Genomic DNA, 25,916 nt, shown 5'->3' on the forward strand with positions numbered 1-25,916 from the left:
AAAGCGCGTAGCGTCTTACTCTGCAAAATCGCCTTGCTGGCGCGCGACCAGCGTCAAAATGGAATACAGGGCAACGGCTTGCTGATGCTGGTTGAAGATCTCAACCGCCCATTCCACCACGCCTGTCGGTTTTTCATCGGCGGCACGTTGTTTTTTCAGCGTTTTGCGTTTGCAGGTCAGGCGAACCTGAATGGTGTCGCCTGGCTTGACCGGCTCGATAAAGCGCAGGTTTTCCATGCCGTAGTTGGCAATCACCGGCCCCACGCCCGCATCCACAAACAGACCCGCAGCGGCGGAAATCAGGAAATAACCGTGGACCACGCGTTCGCCGAAGATAGATTCCGCTGCGCCAATCTTGTCCATGTGAGCGTAGAAATGATCGCCGCTCAGGCAGGCAAAGTTGACGATATCGGCTTCCGTCAAGGTACGGCGCGGTGTCAGCAGGCTATCACCCGGCTGTAACTCCTCGAAGTATTTGCGAAACGGATGAACCCGGTCTTCCTGCACCTGTGCGCCGCGAACCCACTGTTTGCCGATCGCCGCCAGCATCGACGGGCTGCCCTGAATGGCCGTGCGTTGCAGGTAATGTTTTACTGCCCGCAAACCACCCAGCTCTTCACCGCCACCCGCGCGTCCCGGGCCACCGTGAACCAGTTGCGGCAGCGGAGAACCGTGCCCGGTAGATTCTTTGGCGGACTCTTCGTTGAGGATCTGAATGCGTCCGTGAGCGCGCGCGGCACCGGCAATAAACTGGCGGGCAATCGCTAAATCTGCTGTCACCAGCGTCCCGGCGAGGCTGCCGCCGCCCGCACGGGCAAGCTGCATGGCGTGGTCGGCGGTGCGGTATGGCATCAGCGTGGCAACCGGGCCGAAGGCCTCAGTGGAATGGACTGCCGGGCTTTCATCAGGCTGAGGGCAGAAGAGCAGGGTTGGCGGGAAGAACGCGCCAGCCGCCTGCATATCCGCTTTGCCCCCCAGGCGAACCTGGCAGCCTGCGGCAATCAGCAGATCCACTTTTTCCTGCACATCTGCGCGCTGTTCGTGGTTGACCAGTGCGCCCATTTTTACCCTTTCCTGCGTCGGGTCGCCCACCACCACTTTTTCCAGGCGGGCAATCAGCGCCTGGCTCACGGTATCCACCTGGCTTTGCGGCACAATGATGCGGCGAATGGCGGTACATTTCTGCCCGGCTTTGGCGGTCATTTCCCGCACCACTTCGCGGATAAACAGGGCAAATTCTGGTTGTTCCGGGGTGACATCGTCGCCCAGCACGCAGCAGTTCAGCGAGTCGGCTTCCATGGTGAACGGAATTGAGTTGGCGACAATGTTCGGGTGTACGCGCAGGCTCTGCCCGGTGCTGGCGGAGCCGGTAAAGGTCACCACGTCCTGGCTGTCGAGCTGGCTCAGCAGATCCCCGGCACCGCCACAAATCAGGCTGATTGCCCCATCCGGCACCAGGCCACTGTCGACGATGGATTTCACCATTGCCTGCGTCACCTGCGCGGTAGCGGTGGCGGGTTTGATAATGGCAGGCATCCCGGCAAGCCAGGTCGGCGCCAGTTTTTCCAGCATTCCCCAGCAGGGGAAGTTAAAGGCGTTGATGTGTACCGCCACACCGGATTTGGACGTTAAGACATGGCGTGCGGCAAACCCGCCTTCTTTTGATAACGGGATCAGTTCGTCTTCCGGCCACAGCGTATCGTCCGGTAGTTCGCGGCTTCCAAGGCTTGCGTAGGTGAAGAGGGTGCCGATACCGCCTTCGATATCGACCCAGCTATCGGCTTTGGTTGCCCCGGTTTGTGCCGACAGCGCATAGAACACTGTTTTCTGGCTCAGCAGGTGTTTTGCCACCGCTTTCAGCATGGCAGCGCGTTCAATAAAGGTCATGGAGCGAAGTGATTCACCGCCATGCTCAATGGCATAACGGCGAGCCGCCGCCATATCCAGACCCTCGCTGGTCACTTCCCACAGTGCTTCGCCGCTAATGGCATGATGAATATGGCGCTCACGGCCCCGGCCAGACTGCCAGGCGCCGGACAAGAAGCTGGCTAACTGCTGCATTTCTTATCTCCAAGTGTTACGTGATTTCACTATAAATACTTTGATCGCGAATCATAAAAATCAAGCGATGTTTTAATGAATTGTTAACATTGTGATCTCACCTGACGAAACACCCTTCCATTCTTCTGTGTGCTTCCCCCAGGTTTGAAAAGCCTTGCGAGCGATGTCACAAATTACACAAACGTTTCTTGGGGTTGTATTTAACCTTTGTGTAACTTTTAAGAAATGAAGTGATTCACCATTTCACTTAACGTAATCAGTTAACGAATCATAAAGGTGATGATGTGATGCAAGAACAACGCTTTGAGCAGCGCATAGCGCAGGAGACGGCCATCGAGCCACAGGACTGGATGCCTGATGCCTACCGCAAGACGCTGATCCGCCAGATTGGACAACATGCGCACTCTGAAATTGTCGGGATGCTTCCTGAAGGGAACTGGATCACCCGCGCCCCGACGCTGAGACGCAAAGCGATTCTGCTGGCGAAAGTGCAGGATGAAGCCGGACACGGTTTGTATCTCTACAGCGCGGCTGAAACGCTGGGCTGCGCGCGGGAAGACATCTACCAGAAGATGCTCGACGGTCAGATGAAATACTCCTCCATCTTTAACTACCCGACACTGAGCTGGGCCGATATTGGCGTGATCGGCTGGCTGGTGGACGGTGCCGCCATCGTCAACCAGGTGGCCCTGTGCCGTACCTCTTATGGCCCTTATGCCCGTGCGATGGTGAAAATCTGTAAAGAAGAGAGTTTCCATCAGCGTCAGGGCTTTGAAGCCTGCATGGCGCTGGCGCAGGGCAGTGGATCCCAGCGTCAGATGTTGCAGGACGCCATCAACCGTTTCTGGTGGCCGGCATTAATGATGTTCGGGCCAAACGATGACAACTCGCCAAACAGCGCCCGCAGCCTGGCCTGGAAAATCAAACGCTTTGGCAACGACGAGCTGCGCCAGCGTTTTGTTGATAACACCGTACCGCAGGTGGAAATGCTGGGCATGACCGTACCGGATGCCGACCTGCGTTTTGACGAAGAGAGCGGCCATTACCGCTTCGGTGAAATTGACTGGCACGAATTTGAAGACGTGATTAACGGGCGCGGCGTGTGTAACCACGAACGCCTGGCCGCAAAGCGAAAAGCCTGGGAAGACGGGGCGTGGGTGCGCGAAGCCGCACTGGTGCACGCAGAAAAACAGCGCGCCCGTCAGGTCGCATAAGAGGAAACAACAATGAGCAATGTTTACTGGCCGTTATACGAAGTTTTTGTGCGATCCAAACAAGGGTTGTCCCACCGTCATGTGGGTAGCCTCCACGCTGCCGACGATCGCATGGCGCTGGAAAATGCACGCGATGCTTACACCCGTCGCAGCGAAGGCTGTTCCATCTGGGTGGTGAAGGCGAGTGAGATCGTAGCTTCACAGCCGGAAGAGAGCGGTGAGTTCTTCGACCCGGCGGAAAGCAAGGTCTACCGCCACCCGACGTTTTATACCATCCCTGATGGCATCGAGCACATGTGAGGTCAGGGATGAAAACAACAACTGCATATGCCCTGCGTCTGGGCGACAACGGTCTGGTGCTTTCACAGCGTCTTGGCGCCTGGTGCGGCCATGCGCCGGAGCTGGAAATTGACCTGGCGCTGGCCAACATCGGCCTTGATGTGCTTGGGCAGGCGCGCAATTTCCTGACCTACGCGGCAGAGCTGGAAGGCCTGGGCGATGAAGACACGCTGGCCTATGGCCGCGATGAGCGCCAGTTCCAGAATCTACTGCTGGTGGAACAACCAAACGGCAACTTCGCCGATACCATTGCCCGCCAGTACTTTATGGATGCCTGGCACGTGGAGCTGTTCAGCCGGTTAACCCAGAGCCGCGATCGCCAACTGGCCGCTATTGCCGCGAAAGCAATTAAAGAAGCGCGTTATCACCTGCGCTTTAGCCGTGGCTGGCTGGTCCGCCTGGGGGCAGGCACGGAACTGTCCGCGCAGCGGATGCAGCAGGCGGTGGATAACCTGTGGCGCTTTACGGCAGAGCTGTTTGAAGCCGATGACGTTGAGCTGGCGCTGATTGAAGAGGGTATCGCCGTTGATCCGCGCGAACTGCGTCAGGGCTGGGAAAGCGAAGTCTTTGCCGGATTGCAGGAAGCCGAGCTGCACGTGCCAGAAGAAGTTGCGTATCGCACCGGCGGCAAGAAAGGGCTGCACACCGAACACCTGGGGCCGATGCTGGCAGAGATGCAATATCTCCAGCGCGTCAACCCAGGCCAGCAGTGGTAAGGAGAGCGGTTATGCAACGTTTCGTCGAGATTGCCCCTGCGGAAATCCCGCAAATCTGGTCGCTGTTGAGCCAGATCCCGGACCCGGAAGTGCCGGTTCTGACCATCACCGACTTAGGGATGGTTCGCAGCGTTACCGCGCAGGGCGAAGGCTGGGTGATTGGTTTTACGCCAACCTATTCGGGCTGCCCGGCAACGGAACACCTGCTGGGTGCCATTCGCGAAACGATGACGGCGCACGGTTTTACCCCTGTGCATATCGTGTTGCAGCTTGAGCCAGCCTGGACCACCGACTGGATGACCGCCGATGCCCGCGAGCGTCTGCGTGAATATGGCATCAGCCCGCCAGTCGGCCACAGCTGCCACGCCCATGCACCGGCTGAAGTCAGCTGCCCGCGCTGTGCCAGCACCGACACCTCGCTTATCAGTGAATTTGGTTCGACGGCCTGCAAGGCGCTTTATCGCTGCAATAGCTGCCGTGAACCTTTCGACTATTTCAAATGTATTTGAGGTTGCCATGACAACGTTTCACTCCTTAACTGTGGCAAAAGTAGAACCCGAAACCCGCGATGCGGTGACCATTACCTTTGCGGTACCACAGGCGTTGCAGGAGGCTTACCGCTTTCGTCCGGGGCAGCACCTGACCCTTAAAGCCACGCTGGGCGGTGATGAACTGCGCCGCTGCTACTCTATCTGTCGCAGCGTGACGCCTGGCGAAATCAGCGTGGCCGTGAAAGCCATCGAAGGGGGGCGCTTTTCGCGCTACGCCAGGGATGAGATCAAACAGGGCATGGCCCTGGAGGTCATGGTTCCGCAAGGGCACTTTGGCTACCAGCCGCAGGCCGAACGTGAAGGTCACTATCTGGCCATTGCCGCGGGCTCCGGGATCACCCCGATGCTGGCGATCCTGTCCGCCACGCTGACCACCGAGCCGAACAGCCATTTCACCCTGATTTACGGTAACCGCAGCAGCCAGAGCATGATGTTCCGTCAGGCGCTGGCTGACCTGAAAGACAAATACACGCAGCGCCTGCAACTGGTGTGCATCTTCAGCCAGGAAACCCTCGACAGCGATTTGCTGCACGGGCGTATTGATGGCGAAAAACTTCAGGCGCTGGCAAAGACCCTGATCAATTTCCGTCAGTATGACGAAGCCTTTATCTGCGGTCCGTCAGCAATGATGGACGATGCCGAAGCGACGTTAAAAGCGCTGGGGATGCCGGAAAAAGCCATCCATCTTGAGCGCTTTAATACCCCTGGCTCTGGCGTGAAACGTACCCTCAGCGTGCAGGCGCGGGGGCAAAAAGTGACCGTGCGTCAGGATGGCCGTGACCGCGAAATCACCCTGACCGCTGACGACGAAAGCATTCTTGATGCGGCCCTGCGTCAGGGCGCTGACCTGCCGTATGCCTGCAAGGGCGGCGTGTGCGCCACCTGTAAATGCAAAGTGGTGCGCGGCAAAGTGGATATGGCAACTAACTACAGCCTGGAGCCGGACGAACTGGCTGCCGGATACGTGCTGAGCTGCCAGGCGCTGCCGCTAACCGCTGACGTCATTGTCGACTTTGATGCGAAGGGGATGGCATGAGCGAACTGATTGTCACCCGTCATGGCCGCGTGTTGCAGCTCACGCTGAACCGCCCGGCCGCGCGCAATGCCCTGAACAATGCGCTGTTGACCCAGCTTGCCACTGAACTGGAAGCCGCGGCGGTGGATGGTGATATCTCGGCCTGTGTGATTTACGGCAACGAACGCTGCTTTGCCGCAGGGGCTGATCTCAACGAAATGGCGGAAAAAGATCTGCCTGCCACGCTGAATGACATTCGCCCCCAGCTGTGGGCGCGGATTAACGCCTTTCCTAAACCACTGATTGCCGCCGTTAACGGCTTTGCGCTGGGTGCGGGCTGCGAGCTTGCGCTGCTGTGCGATGTGGTGATCGCCGGTGACAACGCGCGTTTTGGGCTGCCGGAAATCACCCTCGGCATTATGCCGGGTGCTGGTGGTACGCAGCGGCTTATTCGCAGCGTGGGGAAATCGCTGGCCAGCAAAATGGTGCTGACCGGTGAAAGCATTACCGCGCAGCAGGCGAAACACGCCGGGCTGGTGAGCGATATCTTCCCTGCGCCGCTGACGCTGGAATATGCCCTGAAGCAGGCGGCGCTGATGGCGCGCCACTCGCCGCTGGCGTTACAGGCTGCGAAACAGGCACTGCGTCAGTCTCAGGAAGTGCCGCTCCAGGCCGGGCTGGCGCAAGAGCGACAGCTGTTTACGTTACTTTCAGCCACTGACGATCGCCGTGAAGGTATCGAGGCTTTCTTACAAAAACGCACCCCCGACTTTAAAGGACGCTAATTGTGGAATTTATTCTGAGTCAAGTAGAGCAAGGCGTAATGACCATTACGCTCAATCGCCCGGAGCGTTTAAACAGCTTTAACGATGTCATGCATCAGCAACTTTCCGAATGCCTGAAACAGGCCGAGCGTGATGACACCATCCGCTGTTTGCTGATAACCGGAGCGGGGCGCGGTTTTTGCGCCGGGCAGGATCTTAACGACCGCAACGTCGACCCGAACGGCCCGGCGCCGGATCTGGGAATGTCCGTGGAAACCTTCTACAACCCGCTGGTGCGCCGCCTGGCGAAACTGCCAAAACCGGTCATTGCCGCGGTAAACGGCGTGGCGGCGGGCGCGGGTGCAACCCTGGCGCTGGGCTGCGATATGGTGATTGCCGCGCGTTCAGCAAATTTCGTCATGGCCTTTAGTAAGCTTGGTTTAGTGCCGGACTGCGGCGGTACCTGGCTGCTGCCACGCGTGGCAGGACGCGCCCGTGCCATGGGCCTGGCGCTGCTCGGAGACAAACTGAGTGCCGAGCAGGCGCAGGCGTGGGGGATGATCTGGCAGGTGGTGGATGACGAGCAACTTTCCAGTACCGCCCAGCAGATGGCACTGCACTTTGCCTCCCAGCCGACCTTTGGCCTGGGGCTTATCAAGCAGGCCATTAACGCCGCCGAAACCAATACGCTGGATGCGCAGCTCGACCTGGAGCGTGATTACCAGCGTCTGGCCGGGCGCAGCGACGACTATCGCGAAGGCGTGAGCGCTTTCCTGGCAAAACGTACGCCGAACTTCACGGGGAAATAAAATGGTGATGAATATTCGCACTGTTGCCGTGATTGGCAGCGGCACGATGGGCGCCGGGATCGCTGAAGTGGCAGCCAGCCACGGCCATCAGGTCCTGATTTACGACATCGCCGCTGCCGCCATTTCGCGTGCCATTGACGGTATCCGTCAGCGCCTGGCATCCCGCGTGACGCGCGGAAAACTGTCTGCGGATGCCAGCGGCCAGATCCTCGCCCGGCTCATTCCGGTAACCGATATTAACGCGCTTGCTGCGGCGGATCTGGTGATTGAAGCCGCATCCGAACGCCTGGAAGTGAAAAAGGCGCTGTTTGCTCAACTGGCCGAGATTTGCCAGCCGCAGACGCTGTTGACCAGTAATACCTCGTCCATTTCCGTCACCGCGATTGCGGCAGATATTCGTCATCCTGAGCGCGTAGCCGGGCTGCACTTTTTCAACCCGGCCCCGGTGATGAAGCTGGTCGAAGTGGTCAGCGGGCTGGCGACATCTCCGGAAGTGGCGGACGAACTGTGCGAGCTGGCAACAAACTGGGGAAAACAGCCTGTGCGCTGCCAGTCCACGCCGGGCTTTATCGTTAACCGGGTGGCGCGTCCTTTCTATTCTGAAGCCTGGCGTGCGCTGGAAGAACAGGTGGCTGCGCCCGAAGTCATCGATGCCGCGTTACGCGAAGGCGGCGGGTTCCCAATGGGGCCGCTGGAGCTGACCGACATGATTGGTCAGGACGTCAATTTTGCCGTGACCTGTTCGGTATTCAACGCCTTCTGGCAGGAGCGTCGTTTCCTGCCATCACTGGTCCAGCAAGAGCTGGTGCTGGCCGGGCGTCTGGGTAAAAAGAGCGGAAAGGGCGTGTACGACTGGAATGGGAATAAACCTGACGTGAAGTGGCTCGATGCTGTCAGCGACAGTTTTAGCCCGATGAACACGCAGCGAAGAAGTGACGGTGTCACTGAAATTGATGAGCTGCTGCTGATTGAAACCCAGGGGGAGACCGCCCAGGCGCTGGCGCTGCGTTTAAACAGCCCGGTGGTGGTGGTCGATCGGATGGAAGGCGATGTGGCGGTGATCGCCGCTGCCGCCAGTAACCCGCATTCGGCCACGCAAAAAGCCATTTTCTGGCTGCAACAGCAGGGAAAACGGGTGGTGCAGATTGCAGATTACCCTGGCCTGCTCATCTGGCGCACGGTGGCGATGATTGCTAACGAAGCGCTGGACGCCCTGCAAAAAGGGGTCGCCAGCGAGAAAGACATTGATACCGCGATGCGCCTTGGCGTGAATTACCCCTGCGGACCGATTGCCTGGGGCGAACGTCTGGGCTGGCAACGCCTGTTAGTGCTGCTGGAAAACCTGCAACGCCACTACGGCGAGGAACGTTATCGCCCCTGTTCACTGCTGCGCCAGCGTGCGCTTCTGGAGAGTAGCTATGAGTCATAACGCCTGGCATAACGCCCGTACGATGTATGAACAGGATGCCTGCGCCCAGGCGCTGGGGATCGACATTATCGAAATGGACGAAGGGTACGCGGTGGTGACGATGACCATCACCCCGCAGATGCTCAACGGCCACAAAACCTGCCACGGCGGCCAGCTGTTCTCGCTGGCAGATACTGCATTCGCTTATGCCTGCAACAGCCAGGGGCTGGCGGCAGTGGCGTCTGGCTGCTCCATCGACTTTCTGCGTCCGGGATTTGCCGGGGACAAGCTGACCGCCATCGCGCGGGTTAAGCATCAGGGCAAACTGACCGGCGTGTACGACATTGAAATCCAAAACCAACAACAAAAAACGGTCGCTCTCTTTCGCGGTAAATCTCACCGCATTGGCGGCAGTGTGACAGGAGAAGCCTGATGCGTGATGCATTTATTTGTGATGGTGTTCGTACCCCGGTGGGGCGTTATGGCGGTGTGTTGTCGGGCGTCCGTGCCGATGATTTAGGTGCAGTGCCGCTGCGTGCATTGCTGACACGCTACCCACAGCTGGACGCAGAACGCATAGACGATGTGATCTTCGGTTGCGCGAATCAGGCCGGGGAAGACAACCGCAACGTGGCACGTATGTCGGCGCTGCTTGCCGGGTTGCCGCAAACGGTGTCTGGCACCACGATTAACCGCCTGTGTGGCTCCGGGCTGGATGCCATTGGCTTTGCGGCACGCGCCATTAAAGCAGGCGACGGCGATCTGCTGATTGCCGGTGGTGTGGAGTCAATGTCCCGCGCCCCGTTTGTGATGGGCAAAGCGACATCGGCATTTCAGCGTCAGGCGGAGATGTTCGATACCACGATCGGCTGGCGATTTGTGAATCCGCTCATGCATCAGCAATTCGGAACTGACAGTATGCCGGAAACGGCAGAGAATGTAGCTGAATTGTTAAATATTAGCCGTGCCGACCAGGATGCCTTCGCGCTGCGTAGCCAGCAGCGTACTGCGCTGGCTCAGCAGAACGGCATTCTGGCTCAGGAAATTGTGCCGGTGCTGGTGGCGGGCAAAAAAGTGGCCGTAACGGAAATCAGCGTTGATGAACATCCTCGCGAGACGACCCTGGAACAGCTGGCTGCGCTGAAAACGCCGTTTCGTAAAAACGGTGTGATCACGGCGGGGAACGCCTCTGGCGTGAACGACGGTGCGGCAGCGTTGATTATCGCCAGCGAGCACATGGCGCTGGCACAAGGTTTAGTGCCACGCACGCGCATTGTGGCAATGGCAACGGCAGGCGTTGAACCGCGCTTGATGGGGTTGGGACCGGTTCCGGCGACCCGTAAAGTGCTGGAGCGTGCGGGGCTAAGCATTAACGATATGGATGTCATTGAGCTTAACGAAGCTTTTGCTTCGCAGGCGCTGGGTGTGTTGCGTCAACTGGGCTTACCGGATGATGCCGCGCATGTTAACCCGAACGGGGGGGCGATTGCGTTAGGCCACCCGCTCGGTATGAGCGGTGCCAGACTGGCGCTGGCGGCGAGCAACGAATTGCACCGACGCAACGGGCGCTATGCGCTTTGTACGATGTGCATCGGTGTGGGTCAGGGCATTGCCATGATCCTTGAGCGTGTTTGAGCGAAAAACAATGTGAGTACCCTACAATGACAAATACAACAAAGCTTGATCCGATCGAAACCGCGTCCTTTGATGAGTTACAGGCGTTGCAGACTGAGCGCATGAAATGGACGCTGAACCATGCTTATAACAACGTACCAATGTACAAACGCAAGTTTGATGCGGCGGGCGTTCACCCTGATGATTTCAAAGAGCTGGCCGATATCCGCAAATTCCCGTGCACCACTAAACAGGATCTGCGTGATAACTACCCGTTCGATACCTTTGCCGTGCCGATGGAGCAGGTGGTGCGTATCCACGCCTCTTCCGGCACGACCGGCAAACCGACCGTGGTGGGTTACACCCAGAATGACATTGATACCTGGGCCAACATCGTCGCCCGCTCTCTGCGTGCCGCAGGCGGCAGCGCGAAAGATAAAATCCACGTGGCCTACGGTTACGGGCTGTTTACCGGCGGGCTGGGCGCGCACTATGGCGCAGAACGTTTAGGGGCCACGGTGATCCCGATGTCCGGCGGTCAGACCGAGAAACAGGCGCAGCTTATCCGTGATTTCCAGCCGGACATGATCATGGTGACGCCATCTTACTGCCTCAACCTGATTGAAGAGCTTGAGCGCCAGATGGGTGGCGATGCCAGCCAGTGTTCCCTGCGCGTGGGCGTGTTTGGCGCAGAGCCGTGGACGCAGGCCATGCGTCGTGAAATCGAAAAACGTCTGGGCATTACCGCGCTGGACATTTACGGTCTGTCAGAAGTGATGGGCCCGGGCGTGGCGATGGAATGCATTGAAACCGCTGATGGCCCGACAATCTGGGAAGACCATTTCTATCCTGAAATTGTAAACCCGAACGATGGCACGCCACTGGAAGATGGCGAACTGGGCGAACTGCTGTTCACCACGCTGACTAAAGAGGCATTGCCGGTGATTCGCTATCGCACCCGCGACCTGACCCGCCTGCTGCCCGGTACGGCACGCACCATGCGTCGTATGGACCGGATTAGCGGACGCAGCGACGACATGCTCATTATCCGCGGCGTAAACGTCTTCCCGTCACAGCTCGAAGAGGAGATCGTCAAGTTTGAGCACCTGTCTCCGCACTACCAGCTGGAGGTGAATCGTCGTGGTCATCTTGATTCGCTTTCTGTGAAGGTCGAGCTGAAAGAGAGTAGCCTGACGTTAACCCACGAGCAGCGCTGCCAGGTGTGCCATAACCTGCGCCACCGCATTAAGTCGATGGTGGGGATCTCAACCGACGTCACTATCGTCAACTGCGGCAGTATCCCACGCTCCGAAGGTAAAGCGTGTCGCGTGTTCGACCTGCGTAAAGTGGCCGCTAACGGCTAACCGTCACCCCTCTTTCCTGGGGAGAGAGGGGTGTTTTAAAACTGTGCTATGATTCATCCAGGAAAAAAATCACAACAGAATGAATCACATGAATAAACTCGACGCCTTTATCCAGCACGCTGTCAGCTCGGTTCCCATCAGCGGTACTTCGCTTATTTCTTCCCTCTATGGTGATGCGCTTTCCCATCGCGGCGGCGAGATTTGGCTTGGGAGCCTTGCCGCACTACTCGAAGGTATGGGCTTTGGCGAACGTTTTGTGCGTACCGCGCTGTTTCGCCTCAACAAAGAGGGCTGGCTGGATGTGTCCCGCATCGGACGTCGCAGTTTTTACCGCCTGAGCGATAAAGGGCTACGTCTGACCCGTCGCGCGGAAAATAAAATTTACCGCGCAGAGCTGCCCGCCTGGGACGGAAAATGGCTGTTGTTACTGTCTGAAGGGCTGGATAAAACCACTCTCGCTGACGTGAAAAAACAGCTGATCTGGCAGGGGTTTGGCACGCTGGCCCCGAGCCTGATGGCGTCGCCTTCACAGCATCTGGCAGATGTGCAGTCGTTGCTGCATGACGCGGGTGTGGCGGAAAACGTTATCTTTTTTGAAGCGCATTCACCGCTGGCGCTCTCCCGCGCAGCTCTACGCTCGCGCGTGGAGGAGTGCTGGCAACTGACTGAACAGAATACGATGTATGAGGCGTTTATCGACTCATTCCGTCCGTTACTGCCGCTGCTTAAAGAGGCAGCGCCGGAAGAGCTGACGCCGGAACGTTGCTTCCAGATCCAGCTGCTACTGATTCACTTTTATCGTCGTGTTGTGCTTAAAGATCCGCTGCTGCCGGAGGAGTTGCTCCCGGCGCACTGGGCAGGACAAAGCGCAAGACAGTTGTGCATTAATATCTACCAGCGCGTAGCACCGGGGGCGCTGGCGTTTGTCAGCGAGAAAGGTGAAACCTCGGTAGGCGAATTGCCTGTGCCTGGCACGCTCTATTACCAGCGCTTTGGTGGCCTGACTATCGCATAAGGAGTGGGAATGCCTGTTTATCAAATTGACGGCCTGACGCCGGTTGTGCCTGAAGAGAGTTATGTTCACCCGACCGCCGTGCTGATTGGCGATGTGATCCTGGGCAAAGGGGTGTACGTTGGCCCTAATGCCAGCCTGCGCGGGGACTTTGGTCGTATCGTGGTGAAAGATGGGGCGAATATCCAGGATAACTGCGTGATGCACGGCTTTCCAGAACAAGACACCGTGGTGGAAGAGGACGGACATATCGGCCACAGCGCGATTTTGCATGGCTGCGTCATCCGGCGTAACGCGCTGGTGGGCATGAATGCCGTGGTGATGGACGGGGCTGTGATCGGCGAAAACAGCATTGTTGGCGCTGCGGCATTCGTGAAATCGAAGGCAGAGATGCCGGCAAACCATTTGATTATTGGCAGCCCGGCTAAAGCGATACGCGAACTCAGCGCTCAGGAAATCGAGTGGAAAATGCAGGGGACACGGGAATACCAGGTTCTGGTTGAACGCTGTAAGTTGACCATGTACCAGGTCGAGCCGCTGCGTGAGGAAGAACCTGGCCGCAAACGGCTGGAATTTGATGAAAATTTACGGCCGAAGTCGGCAGGGTGAGGGCGTAAAGGCGGGAACGACAAACGGTATTTTGATTATCCTTTCCTGACAATTATCTCCTTGTGATAACGGAGGTAATTGCCGTTTTGCATGAACTGTCTGCTGAGCATAAATTTACCTTCGTTTCTGTTTCTGATCGTATGGTTTGCTTTGGAATCAATGAACAAGAGCTTTTAATTCATCAACTGCCCGAAGCATTCTATTTTCAAATTCTGGTGAGCATTGGTTACCATCAAAATCATTCGTAGTGGCAAATAATGTCGTTGTCGCAACACGCGTCCGTAAATAGGTAAATAATGGCCGCAACTGATACTCGGGCATTAATGCGTGACGATCGGAACCACCTGTTGCGGATAACATTACAGGCTTATTGACAAGGGCATCCAGAGGAATCAGATCGAATAAATGCTTGAATATCCCCGGATAACCGGCGTTCCATGTTGGAACACCAATGATCAGCGCATCTGCATTGATGATTTCATCAACCCGTTTCCGTGCGTTCTGGTCGAGATCTGTGAATGTTTTTGCTAATGGCAGACTCTCGCCAAAGTCTTTCAGGTTGATAAAAGAATGCTCATATCCCGTTTGGGAAACGAATGCTTCGGTTAAATGACCGACCAGGCCTTCAGTTCTTGAGGGGGTGCTCATAACGCCAGTTAATCCAATTATTTTGTTCATGATGGGTATTCCTGCCAAATGCAAGATTAATCCTCGTTTTTGACTGTGAACCATCCAGGGAAATAATCCATGCGCGACATTTTCCATTCGCCGTCTTCTTTTTTCAGCTCAATTTTATAATGCGCACCATACAATGATTCGCCGTCGGCAGTTTTATCTTGCTCCGGAATAATGCGGCCAAGCAGCAATGAAGCAGACTGGCGGTCTTCAGCGATGTCGATTTGCAATGGGACACCGTAATGCTGAATCCAGGGCCAGGGCATTCTGAAGGCTTTTAGCGTTGCTACCAGCATGCGACGCCCTTTTAGTTTTCCCATAGGGGGTAAGTCTGCGGTCGCATCGCCGGAAAACGCGCCAGTAAACAAGCTATAATCCGCCATATCCAGCGCCCATGCATACTGGAACCAGGCTTCGGCAATTGCGTCTTCGTCACTTAAAGGGGTAGGCGCTTGCTTATAGGCGTGCCACGGGGCGTCAATTTCACTGATCAGAGGGGAAACGCGGTCACCGGGTTGCCATTGGCGCTCGTAGGGGAAGTGCCAGTGATGCACAATATTCTTGTTACCTTTTAGCCAGTTCAAATGGACGCGTACGCGTTCGACAGACCCGCTAAAGGTATTAATCACAATCATTCCACCGTAATTCACGTCGTCGTTATTCTGCAAACGTGTATCCGTTGTATTCCCGTAAAAATAGGCAGCGATAGTGCTGGATTGGGTTTGTGACCGGACAACTTTATTGGTGGTATTGACTTGTACGGTCATTCCACCGGGAAAGTTATCTTCAAACAGCTGTCTGACGGCAAATTCTCCGGTAGCACTTCCCTGGTGATTACTTTCGTAAACGACATTATCGGCCATAAATGATGGCCAGTGGCGTTTGCCCGACCACGCGGTAATAATGTCATCAAGGATGGCATCAGATTCTTTTAACATCATGAATTTTCTCACTTCCTGAGTATGACTTCGCCAGCTGTTCTGTGGGAAGTCTGTTAGTCAAACGTGCTGCATAGCAGATGTACGAAAAATAAAGCTTCTCTGTTAACGTCTTGTTGTTAAGCTAATGCGAAGAGTAATCGAAAATTTGGGGAATGTGATTCCCATATCACGGGAAGCAGACGCTTCCATGCAGGGAGTGAACTGATGGAACTGAATCGTATTGGTGATATTGCTGCCTTTGTCGCGGCTGTCGACTCGGGGAGTTACACCCGCGCATCGTCAAGCGTTGGCCTTTCACGTTCGGCTATTGGCAAGAGTATTACGCGGCTGGAAGCGCAGCTGGGTGTGCGCCTTCTTAACAGAACAACACGACAGCTCAGCCTGACGGAAGAAGGGCGGATTATGTATGACCGGTGTAAACAGATTCTGGAAGATCTGGAAGAGGTCGATGCCACCATGGCGCTGCGGCGGGAAAAACCGACGGGTACGCTTCGCCTTACCGCACCACTGTCTCTTGGACAGCGGCATATACTGCCGGTTATCGACAGATTCTTAAAAAAATGGCCAGAATTACGAGCAGATATTGTGTTCAGCGATCGCTATGTTGATTTGATCGAAGAAGGGTTCGATATCGCCATTCGTATTGGCGAGCCGAAAGATGACTCCAGGATATTAACCCGTACTATTGCCACTCAGCACATGGTGACCTGCGCTTCACCCGAATACCTCTCTTTACGCGGTGTACCCGCCGTGCCCGAAGATCTCTCCAGGCATGACACTATCTTTTTCCGCAGCGCCGATAAACGCCGTGTCTGGCGGTATCAAACACCTGATGGGTACTACCTCTACGACGGACCGGGCCGAATGGACATCGACAGTTCAGAGGCGATGCTTTCTTCCGCTATTGCCGGGTTTGGCATTATTCAGTTGCCTGATTACCTGGCGTTCCAGTCACTGGAGCGCGGTGAGTTAACCGCTATTCTGACGGAATTCAAAGTTGACCCAGAACCCGTGAGAATCATTTATCCCAGTAAACGCCATCTATCGCCAAGAATACGCGGATTTGTCGATATGATTGCCGAAGACTGGACGGAAAATGGTGTGCCCTGGAAGAGGCCACAAAATTAATTCTCACGCTTTTATTTAATTGTTCTGGCATTATTATTTAGACAGTAATGTCTGACCTTAATCTGCGCCAGTGTTTCCCTGATGATGGGAAGCACTTTCCCGAATGTTTGCTCTAGTATGTGAAAAATTAATATTTACTTATTATTTTTAACATTCATTCTGGAGTTACAATGACCGCTTTATCTGTATTAGATCTTGTCATGATTGGTGAAGGCAAGGACCTGGCTACCGCGATTAATGAATCGCGTGAACTGGCGGTAACTGTCGAGCAGCACGGTTTTCGTCGCTACTGGATTGCCGAACATCACGACATGCCGGGTATTGGCTCGGCTGCTACCTCCCTCATCATCGCTCAGCTTGCCGCGGCAACAAACACTATCAGGGTTGGCTCCGGCGGCATCATGCTGCCAAATCATGCGCCTTTGGTGGTGGCAGAGCAGTTTGGTTCGCTTGATGCGCTTTATCCAGGTCGTATTGATCTCGGTGTCGGTCGTGCGCCGGGTAGTGGTGGTGCCACAGTACGCGCCTTGCGTGGTTTGACGCCTGAGCGAGACTTCAATCAGGATGTCGTGGAGGTCATGGATTATCTGGCTGATAATCATCGACGCCCCGTACGTGCCGTACCGGAACCGCACGATGTACCTGTGTGGATACTTGGCTCCAGCCTTCACGGGGCCGATCTGGCGGCAAAACTTGGGCTGCCGTATGCCTTTGCTTCGCATTTTGCACCACGCTTCTTAATGCAGGCGATTGCGCATTACCGTAACAATTTTAAGCCTTCAGCACAGTTGGCTGAACCCTACGTGATGGCGGGCGTGAATCTGTTCCTGGGGGACACGAATGAGGAAGCAGAGTACCTTGCCAGTTCACATCAGCGATGGATGCTGGATTTACACATGGGACGCCCTGGGTTGCTTCAGCCACCGGTAGAAAACTATATAGCCAGCCTGCCATCGCATGAGCGGCAGGTGTTAAATCAGGTTATGGCGTTTACCGCTGCGGGAGATAAGCAGAAAGTCGGCACGTGGTTACGTGAGGTTATCGCGAGCACGGGGTTTGACGAACTGATTATCGACAGCCGCATCTATGACCCGCTGGCCCGTCAGCGATCTCATATTTTGGCCGCTGAAGTGATGCGAGATATTGCTGAGGCCTCCTGAACCTGACAGCTATGCGGCGAATACTATGATGTGTTTGCCGCAATTTGCTCCTTATATTCCCCGGTTATGGGAAGCACTTTCCCGAATATTTACTCTAGTATGTGAAAACTTGATAAATCACGTTGTTGTTTTCACATTCATTCTGGAGTTGAAATGAAGGATTATCGCTTTTTAAAACCTTTCACGTTGCCTAATGGTGTCGTCATTAAAAATCGTGTTGTACTGCCACCGATGACTGAGCAAATGTCATTTGAAGATGGGACGGTGACTCTCGAAGAAATTAATTATATGCAGCAGCGCGCAGGTGGCGTTGGGTTATTTATTACACCTGTGGCCTATATTAATAAAGAAGGGAAAGGCTTTGAAGGGCAATTAGGTGCTGATGACGACAGCAAAATCCCAGGACTAGCGAAACTTGCACATGCGATTAAGGCGCGCGGGGCTAAAGCCATTTTGCAAATTTTCAGTGCAGGTCGTATGACTAACCCATGGATCACTCGCGGCCTTCAGCCGGTCAGCGCCAGTGCTGTTGCTGCCCCGCGTAATGGGGCAGCAATACCGCGAGAATTAAGTGCAGATGAAGTGGTCAACCTCATCAAAGATTTCGCCCAGGCTACACGTCGTGCCATTGAGGCCGGATTTGATGGCATCGAACTTCATGGCGCAAACACCTACCTGTTACAGCAGTTCGTCTCTCCACACTCAAACCGTCGTACCGATGAATGGGGTGGCAGCCTGGATAAAAGACTTAATCTGCCACTGGCGGTGATTGACGAAGTGATGAAAGTAAAAAATAAATACGCTTCTCCGTCATTTATTGTCGGGTACCGCTTGTCGCCGGAAGAGCTGGAAGAACCCGGCATTACGCTGGACGATACTCAATATTTCATTGGCGAGTTGCAGCATACTGAGCTTGATTATATCCACGTTTCTATGGGCTCGGTATGGCGTACGTCGATGCGTGATAAGGGTAACGTTGAACCTATTATTACCCAATTGAAAAAAGTTAGCCCGAAAAAGCCGATCATCGCCGTTGGCAATGTTCGCACGCCTCAACAAGCCGAGGAAGTGGTACAAGCTGATATCGATTTTGTCGCGCTTGGACACCAGCTCATTATTGAACCTAACTGGGTGGAAAAAGTTATCTCCGGCGATGAAGAGGCTATTCGTTACCAGCTCCACGCCGCCGACTTTGATGATTTAGGGATCAAACCGCCATTCCTGGAATTTATACGCGACATGCCAGGATTTGATATTCTGGGTCTTAATGACGACTCAAAACGGCAGATAGATAACGTCACCTATCTTTGATTATCTTCCCTCAAAGCCCGCTCCTGTAGCGGGCTTTTTATTGCCTATTACTTAACTGAATAAATTCGTCCCGTCACATGGGAAGCACATTCCCGAATATTTGTTTTACTTTATTGCAACAGACCTAATTAAATTAAACAGCAGGAATTCAAATGACTCAACTCACATTACCATCGCATCTGCAACAGCATTCTGCTTTCAAACGCGTGTTCCAGCCCGGCAAACTGACCTTCGGACTTATCGCACCCTTCAAGGGTTATCCGGAAGGTCCCATCCCGAATATGGACGATCACCGTGAATTAGCACAAATGGCGGATGAAGGCGGAATTTCTGCCTTGTGGTTGCGTGATGTCCCATTCTACGACCCCAACTTTGGTGACGCAGGTCAGGTGTATGACCCGATGGTTGATTTGGGCTACCTGGCCGCTGTGACCAAAAATATTGCGCTGGGTACTGCCGGAATAGTCTCCCCGCTGAGAAATCCGGTACTCACGGCAAAACAGGCGGCAAGTGTGGATCGCTTGTCAGGCGGCCGCTTGCTGCTGGGCATGTCGAGCGGTGACCGTCCTGTAGAGTACCCGGCGTTTGGTTATGAGTTTAACAATCGTGCCGACCGGTTCAGGGAAGCGTGGGATGTTATTCGTTTGCTCACGGAGAACAGTTTTCCAAAAGGCACGACGGAATATTACGGCAATTTCAACGGTGGGATTGATTTAGTGCCAAAACCCGCGGTTCCGCGCCTGCCAATGATCACGATTGGTCGTGCGCGTCAGGATATGTCCTGGATCGCGAATCACTCCGATGCCTGGATTTGGCACGGTGTTGATCCTAAACGCTCCGGCGCTATCGTGAAGGAAATTGCTGAGCTGGGCGATGGTCAAACCTGGCATCCCTTTGGTTATGCAAACTTCCTTGAGCTGAGTGAAAATCCAAATGAGCCTTTACGCCTGTTCAACAATATTTTCTTGCGCGCTGGGCGTAACACGCTGATGGAATTCTGGAAGCAGCAGGAAGGTGTGGGCGTATCGCATATCACGCTGAACCTCAAGCCAAGCCAGCGTCCGGCGAAAGAGGTACTACAGGAGTTGATTGAGGATGTTCTGCCGTCGTTCTGCGCAACTCCGGTTAATGACGCTACGGCATCTTAAGGTCATGGCAAGGGGCGGGCGGAATGTGGCTCGCTCCCTGTCGTTGCAAATCGAGGCGTTTATTAGTTAATTTCAATTGGGTCTGCTTCACTCTCACGCATTCTAAATACAATCAGCAATGCCATTGAGAAATCTAATGTCACTAATCTAATTATTATTGAAATCCACAACCTTAATTCGGTGTTTATAACGCATTATCGCAACCTGCTGCCAACAGAAGTTTTATACAATATTCGGCCTTTACGGAGGTCGCTCATGTCTGCTCAGTATTCTGATTTTACTCATTATCCTTCTTTTCGTTCAGAAATGGTGCGCGGGGCTACAGCTTGCGTGCCGGTCCTTGTCGGCGTGCTTCCTTTTGGCCTGCTGTTAGGGGCGCAGGCGGCACAAAAAGGATTTTCTGTCGTTAGCCTGTCGCTAATGACTGGCCTTAATTTCGGTGGTGGTTCAGAGTTTGCAGCCCTTGCTCTCTGGACCTCTCCGCCGCACGTGCTGACGATTGTGTTGGTTAGCCTGCTCGTTAACAGCAGGCATCTGGTCATGGGGGCATCCCTTGCTCCTTATCTCGCTCATCTTCCTGCACGTAAGGTCATGCCAGCCTTGTTTTTTATGTGCGATGAAAGCTGGGCTATGAGCATGGCGGACGCGGCACGCCGGCGAGCAGTGGGCCTTTCTCCGTATTTCAGTATGGGCTACTACGCCGGCATGGTCAGTGCTATGTGGCTGCTATGGATAAGTTCCACTGCGTCGGGCGTGATTATCGGCCCAGCGTTGGGTGACGTGACGCATTGGGGCTTTGATATGGCATTTCCTGCTGTATTTTTTGTGCTGCTAAAAGGAATGTGGAAAGGCCTGCGTGTTGCACTCCCGTGGCTGGTGAGTTTGGTCTGTGCCGCCGCAGCGTATCATTTTGTTCCGGGGGCGGCCTACGTGCCTGTAGGTGCGGTAAGCGGGATTCTGGCGATATTGCTGACGAGGAGAAAAGCATGAGCCTGCTGACTACCGTAACCATTCTGCTGATGGCATTGACCACTTATTTGACCCGAGTAGCAGGCTATCTGCTACTGCGAAACCGAACTCTGGGCCCACGCACCCGGGCCGTCATGGATGCAGCCCCCGGGTGCGTCCTTATCACCGTCATTGCGCCGCATTTTGTGACCACGCATCCGGCCGACTTACTGGCGCTCGCGATATCCCTGGTGGCAGCTATGCGTTTTTCGCTGTTGCCAGTGGTCATTATCAGTGTGGTAGCCACTGCTTTTTTACGTCACCTGCTATGAACCGGTGACTACATTCAAACCCAACACAGACATTAAAATGACAACATTTCGCATCAGAGACATATTCATCCTGGGATTCATGAACTTTGCCCTGTTCGTCGGGGCAGGGAACATCATCTTTCCGCCTTTTATCGGCCTGCAGGCCGGCACATCAGTCTGGCTTGCCGCAGCCGGTTTCCTTCTGACGGGGGTAGGGCTGCCAGTCATTACGTCGATTGCCATGGCAAAAGCGGGTGGGTCTATGGCTATTCTTACGAAGCCAGTGGGGCGTCTGTGCGGCATCCTGCTAACGGTTATCTGTTATCTCTGTATTGGTCCGCTGTTTGCCACGCCACGAACTGCCACTGTCTCTTACGAGCTTGCCTTGCTGCCATTTACAGGCAGTGAGCGCTGGTTGCCGCTCTGGAGCGTGATCTATTTTGGTCTCGTTTTATTGATCTCACTTAACCCTGGCAGATTGCTGGATACGGTAGGCAAGTTACTTTCCCCTGTTAAAATTGTCGCTCTTATTATTCTTGCTGTAACAGCGATGTTTCTGCCTGCCGGCCAACCCCAGGAGCCTTCAGGAGCCTATGCTTCTTCGGCTTTCTCACAAGGGCTGACGAATGGTTACCTGACCATGGATACCCTGGCCGCGCTGGCTTTCGGACTGGTCATTGTCGGTGCCATTCAGTCACGCGGGATCACGTCTGCCCGACTCATCACTCGATACGCTGTTATATCCGGTCTCATTGCTGGTACGGGCCTGGCCCTGGTATACCTGAGCCTGTTCCGGCTCGGCACCGGCAGTACCGGGCTGATTGAGAATGCCACTAATGGTGCTCAGGTTCTTAGCGCCTATGTGCATTTCAGCTATGGCACCGGAGGCAATATTTTCCTTGGGGTGCTGATTACCATTGCCTGTCTGGTCACAGCTATCGGCCTGAACTGTGCCTGCGCTGGCTACTTCAGCAGTATTACCCGTATCAGTTATCGAGCCTATGCCTGGTTTTTCGCCGCCTTTTCGACGCTGGTTTCCAATCTGGGTCTTACGCAGCTTATCAATATTTCAGTTCCGGCGCTGACGGCAGTTTATCCCGTATTTGTGGTGCTCATCCTGACGTATTTTTTGAGGGGAGTATTCAGGTCTGCACCCCGTGTGGTTGTGCCAGCTGCGTTTGTTGCCTTTCTCTTCGGCGTGGCTGATGCACTGGAAGCCGCCGGGATGACACAATGGCCATTTACGCTGACCCGGCAGCTACCACTACACAATCAAGGGCTTGCATGGCTGCTGCCCGTACTGGCTGTCATGTTCGTCGCCGCTGCGATTGACAGGCTGATAGGTGCGGCGCGCCCGGTTTTGAGCAGGGAAAGCTGAAGATGAGTCGAACAAGGAACATTCAAAGAACCGCTGTTCCCGGAGCGGTGCTTTATCCGTGTTTGGCCGCTGCTGCACTGGTACTGTTTACAGGAATGGAATACCTGATGTGGCGCACTTGCGTCAGCTATCCTGCCGTGCTCGCTCAGGTTCGCTATGTCGATGATGTCACTCTGCTTACGCCGCAGGCCTTGAGGGAGATCTGTGGTTTACCGCTAACGAAGCCTGAGCTCAAAAGAAAACAGAACGGCCTGTATCTGAGATGCGGCACGCCAGCCCTGGAAGGCGTTTACCGGATAGAGCGCTATAAAGATTAACAGACTAGACCGGGCCAATGAGCCCGGTGGTTCAGCTCAGCGGAATTTCAGTCGTTTGCTTGATGGTCTGCATCGGCAGTTCGGTCTTGACGCTTTTCACACCCTTAATACGCGTCAGATGCTGTGTCTGAAACTGACGATAGGCCGCCAGGTCAGTTGTCATAACACGTAGTAGAAAATCACAGTCTCCTACCATCAGGTGACACTCCATGACCTCCGGCAATAGACTGGCCTCCCGGGAAAAATGGTCAGTTGTGTCAGCATCCTGACTGTTCAGCCAGACCCGAACGAAAACCGTCAGTTTCATTCCCACAGCCTGCGGGTTGAGTACTGCCACGTAATGATCGATGATCCCTGCATCTTCCAGTGCTTTTACACGTCGAAGACATGGGGATGGAGACAGGCCGACTTTTTCAGCAAGAAGATTATTGGGGAGCCGGCCGTCTTTCTGTAATTCCGCAAGAATGGCCCGATCTATTTTATCCAACTTTATCACCTGCATTTAACCGCTGAGAAACGGTCTGCATTATAGCGCTTCTTCTTTGAAGAATGACGATTCTAAAGCGGACAATTTTGTCGTTTAACGGCGCTATTCAATAACAAGACAGTCGGACATCCCCATTTATTGCTCAGACCAGAACATGCGGTAGCCATTACCCGCCCTGAGAATACTGGCAAACCCTGTCTGGCCTAAGTGCATACCTGCAATGAGCATTTTTTTGCTGACAGCGTGTTCCATAATGTTCTTCCTTGTTTCCTCGGCCTGAGCGGGATCGGCGTCGAATAAAATAGAAACATCCGGGTGCGCGGACTGAATATGCGGATAATGGACGATGTCTCCCCATATTAATAAGCATTGGTCATCCGCATCGATTTGAAACCCTGTATGCCCAGGCGTATGCCCCGGTAACCCTACCGGGAGAATAGCGCCTGCTATTTTATCCCCGTTAAAAAAACGCAGCTTCTGCGCATAAGCGTTTAACGTCTGGCGGGCCAGCCTGAAATTACGTTGCGCGCGTTCATTCGCCATGCTGAGTTTTTCATCATCCTGCCAGTGTTGCGCTTCAAGAGGATGAAGCATTATTTCAGCGTGTTTAAAAACCGGCTGTTTTTCAGGATCCTGCAGACCGCCAATATGGTCCGGATGGCAGTGCGTCAACAAAACAGTATCGACGTCGTCAGGGCTGACTCCAATGGCTGCAAGGTTTACGTTGAGTTGCCCCCCTGCATTGTGCAGAGGCCCTGCGCCGGCGTCGACCAAAATGACCCGACCCCGACCACGGATAAGGTAACAGTTGATATGGATATCGCCTGGCTCAGCGATTCCGGCACTCTTTTGAATTGCGTCCGCATCAGCGTTTTCAATACCTGACAGTAATTCCAGACTGGCTGACATCGTGCCGTCGCTCAGCGCCGTTATCTGAAAATCGCCAATCTGCCGGAATGGAAGGGGGTGGCTCATCATTACCTCGGGATTAGTTGTGGGTGAATAGGTGTTTCCAGGGCAGTGTCTTATTCAGCACGCTGCAACTGCGGAGTAAGAGGCTCGTAGAGGTACACCCCGGGTGTATCCGTAAATAACGCTCTAATTTCAACAGGTAAAACATAGGCAACGCGATATTCAGGAGATTTATCCAGCCCTGTAGCACGCATTTCCAGCCCCCGATATCCCATTTCTGTTTCCAAAAAGTCTATTTGCGTTGAACTCAATAACAGAATTTCATCAGACGATATGGCTGGAGCAAGGCTATCAGCTTCATACAGGTTACGATGCCAGTCCGTAATGCAGGCCTGCCAACGCGCGAAATTACCGCCTCCTTTTAAAGCGTAATCATCACTGTTGAGTGTTTCTGCATTTTTAACAGTATGAATGGCAAGGTAAACAGGGCAGCCGGATGTAACTGCACGAAAACGTTGCGATGTCGCGAACCCGGTAACGGATAGCAATGCGGGTAATTTTTGCTGGTTGTAAAAGGCATTCCATTCTGCCTCGCTTCCAGCATCGTTATACGAACATTCCACGGTGTACCACATCAGTTCATCTCCACATAAGTCGCAGGCGCAAGCAAATACAGTTGCTCAATGATTTTTCATCATGCTACAAGCTAGTTTTACACCGTAAAATCGATAATAAGTCATGAATTAGTGACATTAAGTCAATGCGTGCGAGCTACAGGCACAGAGACAGGAACAGGTTGAATGCGCAGAAAAATACCCAGTAGTGCGTCGCTTCAGGCGTTTGAGGCCGCCGCAAGGCACGGTAATTTTGCCCGCGCCGCTGAGGAGTTATCGTTAACGGAAGGGGCCATTAGCCGTCAGATTGCGCGACTTGAAGCATTGCTGAACTGTAAATTGTTCGATCGTGTGGGAAGCCGGGTAAAGCTTAACCCTGTCGGCACGCGCTATGCACATCACGTGCGTGAAACGCTCGACAGGCTCGAAAGAGATACGCAGTACGTAATGGGAATGCCTGAAGGCAGTAAGAGTCTGGATATCGCTGTGCTGCCGACTTTTTCCAGCCGCTGGCTTATTCCCCGTCTTAACGGTTTTACCTCTTTATTCCCGGATATCACGTTAAATCTCGCTGCCAGAACGGATCCTTTTATCTTGCCGGGAAGTGGTTTTGACGCGGTCATTCATTTTGAACATTCCGCATGGGCAGGAATGCGTACGCAATTTCTGTTTCAGGAAAATCTGGTGCCTGTTTGCCATCCGGCACTGTTGGCCCGTAATGACGTCAATCAACAGTTAAACAAACTGCCGCGCATCCACCGTCGACAGAATCCCGATGCATGGCATCACTATGCCCGGGAAAGTGGAATACTCCTCGATAATCCGGCTCAGGGGGTGCGGTACGATCTCCATGAAATGGCCATCGCTGCCGTGATGGCAGGACAGGGCGTAGCCTTGGTGCCGCGCATGTATGTCGAGAAGGAATTGAACTGCGGCCTGCTTGTTTCACCCTGGCCTGCTTCAGACAGGCTGAACAAACGATTCTGTTTAGTCAAACCGACGGAAACGGGAGTGAATCAGGCCGCACTGGAAAGCTTTGAAGGCTGGTTGCTTGACACGCTTACACGCACCTCGTAATGCCGAATGATGGCGTTACGACTGGGTCTTCAG

General features: G+C 54.2%; 28 protein-coding genes. 22 read left to right on the forward strand and 6 right to left on the reverse strand.

What is annotated here, in order from left to right; all coding sequences use genetic code 11:
- Positions 1 to 15 precede the first annotated feature (15 nt).
- Positions 16 to 2,061 carry a phenylacetic acid degradation bifunctional protein PaaZ gene (paaZ, locus tag ACT9TW_RS16075; RefSeq protein ID WP_446493004.1) on the reverse strand — a complete coding sequence of 682 codons (2,046 nt, stop codon included), beginning with the start codon at positions 2,059 to 2,061 and terminating at the stop codon, positions 16 to 18.
- A gap of 284 nt (positions 2,062 to 2,345) precedes the next feature.
- On the opposite strand from paaZ, the gene paaA reads away from it, so the two are divergent.
- The 13 genes from paaA (at position 2,346) to paaY (ending at position 13,476) form a co-directional block, all read left to right on the forward strand.
- Positions 2,346 to 3,275, forward strand: coding sequence for a 1,2-phenylacetyl-CoA epoxidase subunit PaaA (paaA, locus tag ACT9TW_RS16080; protein ID WP_446493005.1), 930 nt, complete (start codon positions 2,346 to 2,348; stop codon positions 3,273 to 3,275).
- 12 nt (positions 3,276 to 3,287) lie between these two features.
- On the forward strand, positions 3,288 to 3,575 hold the full coding sequence (paaB, locus tag ACT9TW_RS16085; protein WP_003857353.1) for a 1,2-phenylacetyl-CoA epoxidase subunit PaaB: 288 nt from the start codon (positions 3,288 to 3,290) through the stop codon (positions 3,573 to 3,575).
- 8 nt (positions 3,576 to 3,583) lie between these two features.
- Positions 3,584 to 4,330 (forward strand): 1,2-phenylacetyl-CoA epoxidase subunit PaaC, encoded by a 747-nt coding sequence (paaC, locus tag ACT9TW_RS16090; RefSeq protein WP_446493006.1) that lies wholly within the window; start codon positions 3,584 to 3,586, stop codon positions 4,328 to 4,330.
- Positions 4,331 to 4,341: 11 nt separating this feature from the next.
- Entirely contained in the window at positions 4,342 to 4,839 is a 498-nt protein-coding gene (paaD, locus tag ACT9TW_RS16095; protein ID WP_182060937.1) for a 1,2-phenylacetyl-CoA epoxidase subunit PaaD, read from the forward strand.
- A 7-nt stretch (positions 4,840 to 4,846) separates the two neighbouring features.
- Complete coding sequence (gene paaE, locus ACT9TW_RS16100) at positions 4,847 to 5,917, forward strand: 1,2-phenylacetyl-CoA epoxidase subunit PaaE (RefSeq protein ID WP_446493007.1); 1,071 nt, start codon at positions 4,847 to 4,849, stop codon at positions 5,915 to 5,917.
- Entirely contained in the window at positions 5,914 to 6,681 is a 768-nt protein-coding gene (gene paaF / locus ACT9TW_RS16105; protein WP_446493008.1) for a 2,3-dehydroadipyl-CoA hydratase PaaF, read from the forward strand. Before paaE ends, paaF begins: the two co-directional genes overlap by 4 nt.
- Entirely contained in the window at positions 6,681 to 7,469 is a 789-nt protein-coding gene (gene paaG, locus ACT9TW_RS16110) for a 2-(1,2-epoxy-1,2-dihydrophenyl)acetyl-CoA isomerase PaaG (RefSeq protein ID WP_088201862.1), read from the forward strand. Before paaF ends, paaG begins: the two co-directional genes overlap by 1 nt.
- Before the next feature lies 1 nt (position 7,470).
- The gene (gene paaH, locus ACT9TW_RS16115) at positions 7,471 to 8,898 is read left to right on the forward strand and encodes a 3-hydroxyacyl-CoA dehydrogenase PaaH (protein ID WP_446493009.1); all 1,428 of its coding nucleotides are present in this window, start codon (positions 7,471 to 7,473) and stop codon (positions 8,896 to 8,898) included.
- On the forward strand, positions 8,888 to 9,310 hold the full coding sequence (paaI, locus tag ACT9TW_RS16120; RefSeq protein WP_014070176.1) for a hydroxyphenylacetyl-CoA thioesterase PaaI: 423 nt from the start codon (positions 8,888 to 8,890) through the stop codon (positions 9,308 to 9,310). Before paaH ends, paaI begins: the two co-directional genes overlap by 11 nt.
- The gene (gene pcaF / locus ACT9TW_RS16125; RefSeq protein ID WP_446493010.1) at positions 9,310 to 10,512 is read left to right on the forward strand and encodes a 3-oxoadipyl-CoA thiolase; all 1,203 of its coding nucleotides are present in this window, start codon (positions 9,310 to 9,312) and stop codon (positions 10,510 to 10,512) included. Before paaI ends, pcaF begins: the two co-directional genes overlap by 1 nt.
- A 26-nt stretch (positions 10,513 to 10,538) precedes the next feature.
- Complete coding sequence (gene paaK / locus ACT9TW_RS16130; RefSeq protein ID WP_182060942.1) at positions 10,539 to 11,855, forward strand: phenylacetate--CoA ligase PaaK; 1,317 nt, start codon at positions 10,539 to 10,541, stop codon at positions 11,853 to 11,855.
- A 79-nt stretch (positions 11,856 to 11,934) separates the two neighbouring features.
- Complete coding sequence (paaX, locus tag ACT9TW_RS16135; protein WP_446493011.1) at positions 11,935 to 12,870, forward strand: phenylacetic acid degradation operon negative regulatory protein PaaX; 936 nt, start codon at positions 11,935 to 11,937, stop codon at positions 12,868 to 12,870.
- Positions 12,871 to 12,879: 9 nt separating this feature from the next.
- Positions 12,880 to 13,476 carry a phenylacetic acid degradation protein PaaY gene (gene paaY / locus ACT9TW_RS16140; protein ID WP_446493012.1) on the forward strand — a complete coding sequence of 199 codons (597 nt, stop codon included), beginning with the start codon at positions 12,880 to 12,882 and terminating at the stop codon, positions 13,474 to 13,476.
- Between the two features lie 156 nt (positions 13,477 to 13,632).
- Here the strand turns inward: paaY and ACT9TW_RS16145 are convergent, their stop codons facing one another.
- Positions 13,633 to 14,154, reverse strand: a complete 522-nt coding sequence (locus tag ACT9TW_RS16145) for an NAD(P)H-dependent oxidoreductase (protein WP_182060944.1) — start codon at positions 14,152 to 14,154, stop codon at positions 13,633 to 13,635.
- Positions 14,155 to 14,180: 26 nt separating this feature from the next.
- Entirely contained in the window at positions 14,181 to 15,092 is a 912-nt protein-coding gene (locus ACT9TW_RS16150; RefSeq protein WP_182060945.1) for a nuclear transport factor 2 family protein, read from the reverse strand.
- Positions 15,093 to 15,296: 204 nt separating this feature from the next.
- Here ACT9TW_RS16150 and ACT9TW_RS16155 point away from each other — a divergent pair, with 204 nt between their 5' ends.
- The 8 genes from ACT9TW_RS16155 to ACT9TW_RS16190 all read left to right on the forward strand — a co-directional run bounded on the left by ACT9TW_RS16155 (position 15,297) and on the right by ACT9TW_RS16190 (position 22,793).
- Complete coding sequence (locus ACT9TW_RS16155; protein WP_182060946.1) at positions 15,297 to 16,220, forward strand: LysR family transcriptional regulator; 924 nt, start codon at positions 15,297 to 15,299, stop codon at positions 16,218 to 16,220.
- Positions 16,221 to 16,390: 170 nt separating this feature from the next.
- A complete protein-coding gene (locus ACT9TW_RS16160; protein ID WP_446493013.1) occupies positions 16,391 to 17,380 on the forward strand; it encodes an LLM class flavin-dependent oxidoreductase in 990 nt (329 codons plus the stop codon).
- A 153-nt stretch (positions 17,381 to 17,533) separates the two neighbouring features.
- Entirely contained in the window at positions 17,534 to 18,691 is a 1,158-nt protein-coding gene (locus ACT9TW_RS16165) for an NADH-dependent flavin oxidoreductase (RefSeq protein ID WP_446493014.1), read from the forward strand.
- A gap of 152 nt (positions 18,692 to 18,843) precedes the next feature.
- Positions 18,844 to 19,839, forward strand: coding sequence for an LLM class oxidoreductase (locus ACT9TW_RS16170; protein WP_182060949.1), 996 nt, complete (start codon positions 18,844 to 18,846; stop codon positions 19,837 to 19,839).
- Between the two features lie 255 nt (positions 19,840 to 20,094).
- Complete coding sequence (locus tag ACT9TW_RS16175; RefSeq protein WP_446493015.1) at positions 20,095 to 20,829, forward strand: AzlC family ABC transporter permease; 735 nt, start codon at positions 20,095 to 20,097, stop codon at positions 20,827 to 20,829.
- Positions 20,826 to 21,119 carry an AzlD family protein gene (locus tag ACT9TW_RS16180; RefSeq protein ID WP_446493016.1) on the forward strand — a complete coding sequence of 98 codons (294 nt, stop codon included), beginning with the start codon at positions 20,826 to 20,828 and terminating at the stop codon, positions 21,117 to 21,119. The genes ACT9TW_RS16175 and ACT9TW_RS16180 overlap by 4 nt, the downstream gene beginning before the upstream one ends.
- Before the next feature lie 37 nt (positions 21,120 to 21,156).
- Positions 21,157 to 22,476, forward strand: coding sequence for a branched-chain amino acid transport system II carrier protein (gene brnQ, locus ACT9TW_RS16185; RefSeq protein WP_446493017.1), 1,320 nt, complete (start codon positions 21,157 to 21,159; stop codon positions 22,474 to 22,476).
- A 107-nt stretch (positions 22,477 to 22,583) separates the two neighbouring features.
- Positions 22,584 to 22,793: a hypothetical protein gene (locus tag ACT9TW_RS16190; protein WP_446493018.1), complete on the forward strand. Its 210-nt coding sequence runs from the start codon at positions 22,584 to 22,586 to the stop codon at positions 22,791 to 22,793.
- A gap of 31 nt (positions 22,794 to 22,824) precedes the next feature.
- Here ACT9TW_RS16190 and ACT9TW_RS16195 read toward each other — a convergent pair whose 3' ends face one another.
- The 3 genes from ACT9TW_RS16195 to ACT9TW_RS16205 all read right to left on the reverse strand — a co-directional run bounded on the left by ACT9TW_RS16195 (position 22,825) and on the right by ACT9TW_RS16205 (position 24,827).
- Positions 22,825 to 23,289: an Lrp/AsnC family transcriptional regulator gene (locus ACT9TW_RS16195; protein WP_446493845.1), complete on the reverse strand. Its 465-nt coding sequence runs from the start codon at positions 23,287 to 23,289 to the stop codon at positions 22,825 to 22,827.
- 126 nt (positions 23,290 to 23,415) lie between these two features.
- The gene (locus ACT9TW_RS16200; RefSeq protein WP_446493846.1) at positions 23,416 to 24,255 is read right to left on the reverse strand and encodes an MBL fold metallo-hydrolase; all 840 of its coding nucleotides are present in this window, start codon (positions 24,253 to 24,255) and stop codon (positions 23,416 to 23,418) included.
- Between the two features lie 50 nt (positions 24,256 to 24,305).
- Positions 24,306 to 24,827: a sugar ABC transporter gene (locus ACT9TW_RS16205; protein WP_182060955.1), complete on the reverse strand. Its 522-nt coding sequence runs from the start codon at positions 24,825 to 24,827 to the stop codon at positions 24,306 to 24,308.
- A 165-nt stretch (positions 24,828 to 24,992) separates the two neighbouring features.
- Here ACT9TW_RS16205 and ACT9TW_RS16210 point away from each other — a divergent pair, with 165 nt between their 5' ends.
- Positions 24,993 to 25,883 carry a LysR substrate-binding domain-containing protein gene (locus tag ACT9TW_RS16210; protein ID WP_446493019.1) on the forward strand — a complete coding sequence of 297 codons (891 nt, stop codon included), beginning with the start codon at positions 24,993 to 24,995 and terminating at the stop codon, positions 25,881 to 25,883.
- Positions 25,884 to 25,916: the final 33 nt, after the last annotated feature.

This window comes from Enterobacter sp. C4G1, from assembly GCF_052886895.1.

Bases quoted from the DNA above. Each gene is read 5' to 3' on its own strand.
- ACT9TW_RS16170 (WP_182060949.1), top strand. From the start codon at position 18,844: ATGACTCAACTCACATTACCATCGCATCTGCAACAGCATTCTGCTTTC.
- ACT9TW_RS16205 (WP_182060955.1), bottom strand. From the start codon at position 24,827: ATGTGGTACACCGTGGAATGTTCGTATAACGATGCTGGAAGCGAGGCA.
- paaI (WP_014070176.1), top strand. From the start codon at position 8,888: ATGAGTCATAACGCCTGGCATAACGCCCGTACGATGTATGAACAGGAT.
- pcaF (WP_446493010.1), top strand. From the start codon at position 9,310: ATGCGTGATGCATTTATTTGTGATGGTGTTCGTACCCCGGTGGGGCGT.
- ACT9TW_RS16155 (WP_182060946.1), top strand. From the start codon at position 15,297: ATGGAACTGAATCGTATTGGTGATATTGCTGCCTTTGTCGCGGCTGTC.
- ACT9TW_RS16200 (WP_446493846.1), bottom strand. From the start codon at position 24,255: ATGAGCCACCCCCTTCCATTCCGGCAGATTGGCGATTTTCAGATAACG.
- paaY (WP_446493012.1), top strand. From the start codon at position 12,880: ATGCCTGTTTATCAAATTGACGGCCTGACGCCGGTTGTGCCTGAAGAG.
- ACT9TW_RS16190 (WP_446493018.1), top strand. From the start codon at position 22,584: ATGTGGCGCACTTGCGTCAGCTATCCTGCCGTGCTCGCTCAGGTTCGC.
- paaZ (WP_446493004.1), bottom strand. From the start codon at position 2,061: ATGCAGCAGTTAGCCAGCTTCTTGTCCGGCGCCTGGCAGTCTGGCCGG.
- paaH (WP_446493009.1), top strand. From the start codon at position 7,471: ATGGTGATGAATATTCGCACTGTTGCCGTGATTGGCAGCGGCACGATG.
- paaF (WP_446493008.1), top strand. From the start codon at position 5,914: ATGAGCGAACTGATTGTCACCCGTCATGGCCGCGTGTTGCAGCTCACG.
- paaD (WP_182060937.1), top strand. From the start codon at position 4,342: ATGCAACGTTTCGTCGAGATTGCCCCTGCGGAAATCCCGCAAATCTGG.
- brnQ (WP_446493017.1), top strand. From the start codon at position 21,157: ATGACAACATTTCGCATCAGAGACATATTCATCCTGGGATTCATGAAC.
- paaB (WP_003857353.1), top strand. From the start codon at position 3,288: ATGAGCAATGTTTACTGGCCGTTATACGAAGTTTTTGTGCGATCCAAA.
- paaE (WP_446493007.1), top strand. From the start codon at position 4,847: ATGACAACGTTTCACTCCTTAACTGTGGCAAAAGTAGAACCCGAAACC.
- ACT9TW_RS16165 (WP_446493014.1), top strand. From the start codon at position 17,534: ATGAAGGATTATCGCTTTTTAAAACCTTTCACGTTGCCTAATGGTGTC.
- ACT9TW_RS16175 (WP_446493015.1), top strand. From the start codon at position 20,095: ATGTCTGCTCAGTATTCTGATTTTACTCATTATCCTTCTTTTCGTTCA.
- ACT9TW_RS16210 (WP_446493019.1), top strand. From the start codon at position 24,993: ATGCGCAGAAAAATACCCAGTAGTGCGTCGCTTCAGGCGTTTGAGGCC.
- paaC (WP_446493006.1), top strand. From the start codon at position 3,584: ATGAAAACAACAACTGCATATGCCCTGCGTCTGGGCGACAACGGTCTG.
- paaK (WP_182060942.1), top strand. From the start codon at position 10,539: ATGACAAATACAACAAAGCTTGATCCGATCGAAACCGCGTCCTTTGAT.
- paaX (WP_446493011.1), top strand. From the start codon at position 11,935: ATGAATCACATGAATAAACTCGACGCCTTTATCCAGCACGCTGTCAGC.
- ACT9TW_RS16160 (WP_446493013.1), top strand. From the start codon at position 16,391: ATGACCGCTTTATCTGTATTAGATCTTGTCATGATTGGTGAAGGCAAG.
- ACT9TW_RS16180 (WP_446493016.1), top strand. From the start codon at position 20,826: ATGAGCCTGCTGACTACCGTAACCATTCTGCTGATGGCATTGACCACT.
- ACT9TW_RS16150 (WP_182060945.1), bottom strand. From the start codon at position 15,092: ATGATGTTAAAAGAATCTGATGCCATCCTTGATGACATTATTACCGCG.
- ACT9TW_RS16145 (WP_182060944.1), bottom strand. From the start codon at position 14,154: ATGAACAAAATAATTGGATTAACTGGCGTTATGAGCACCCCCTCAAGA.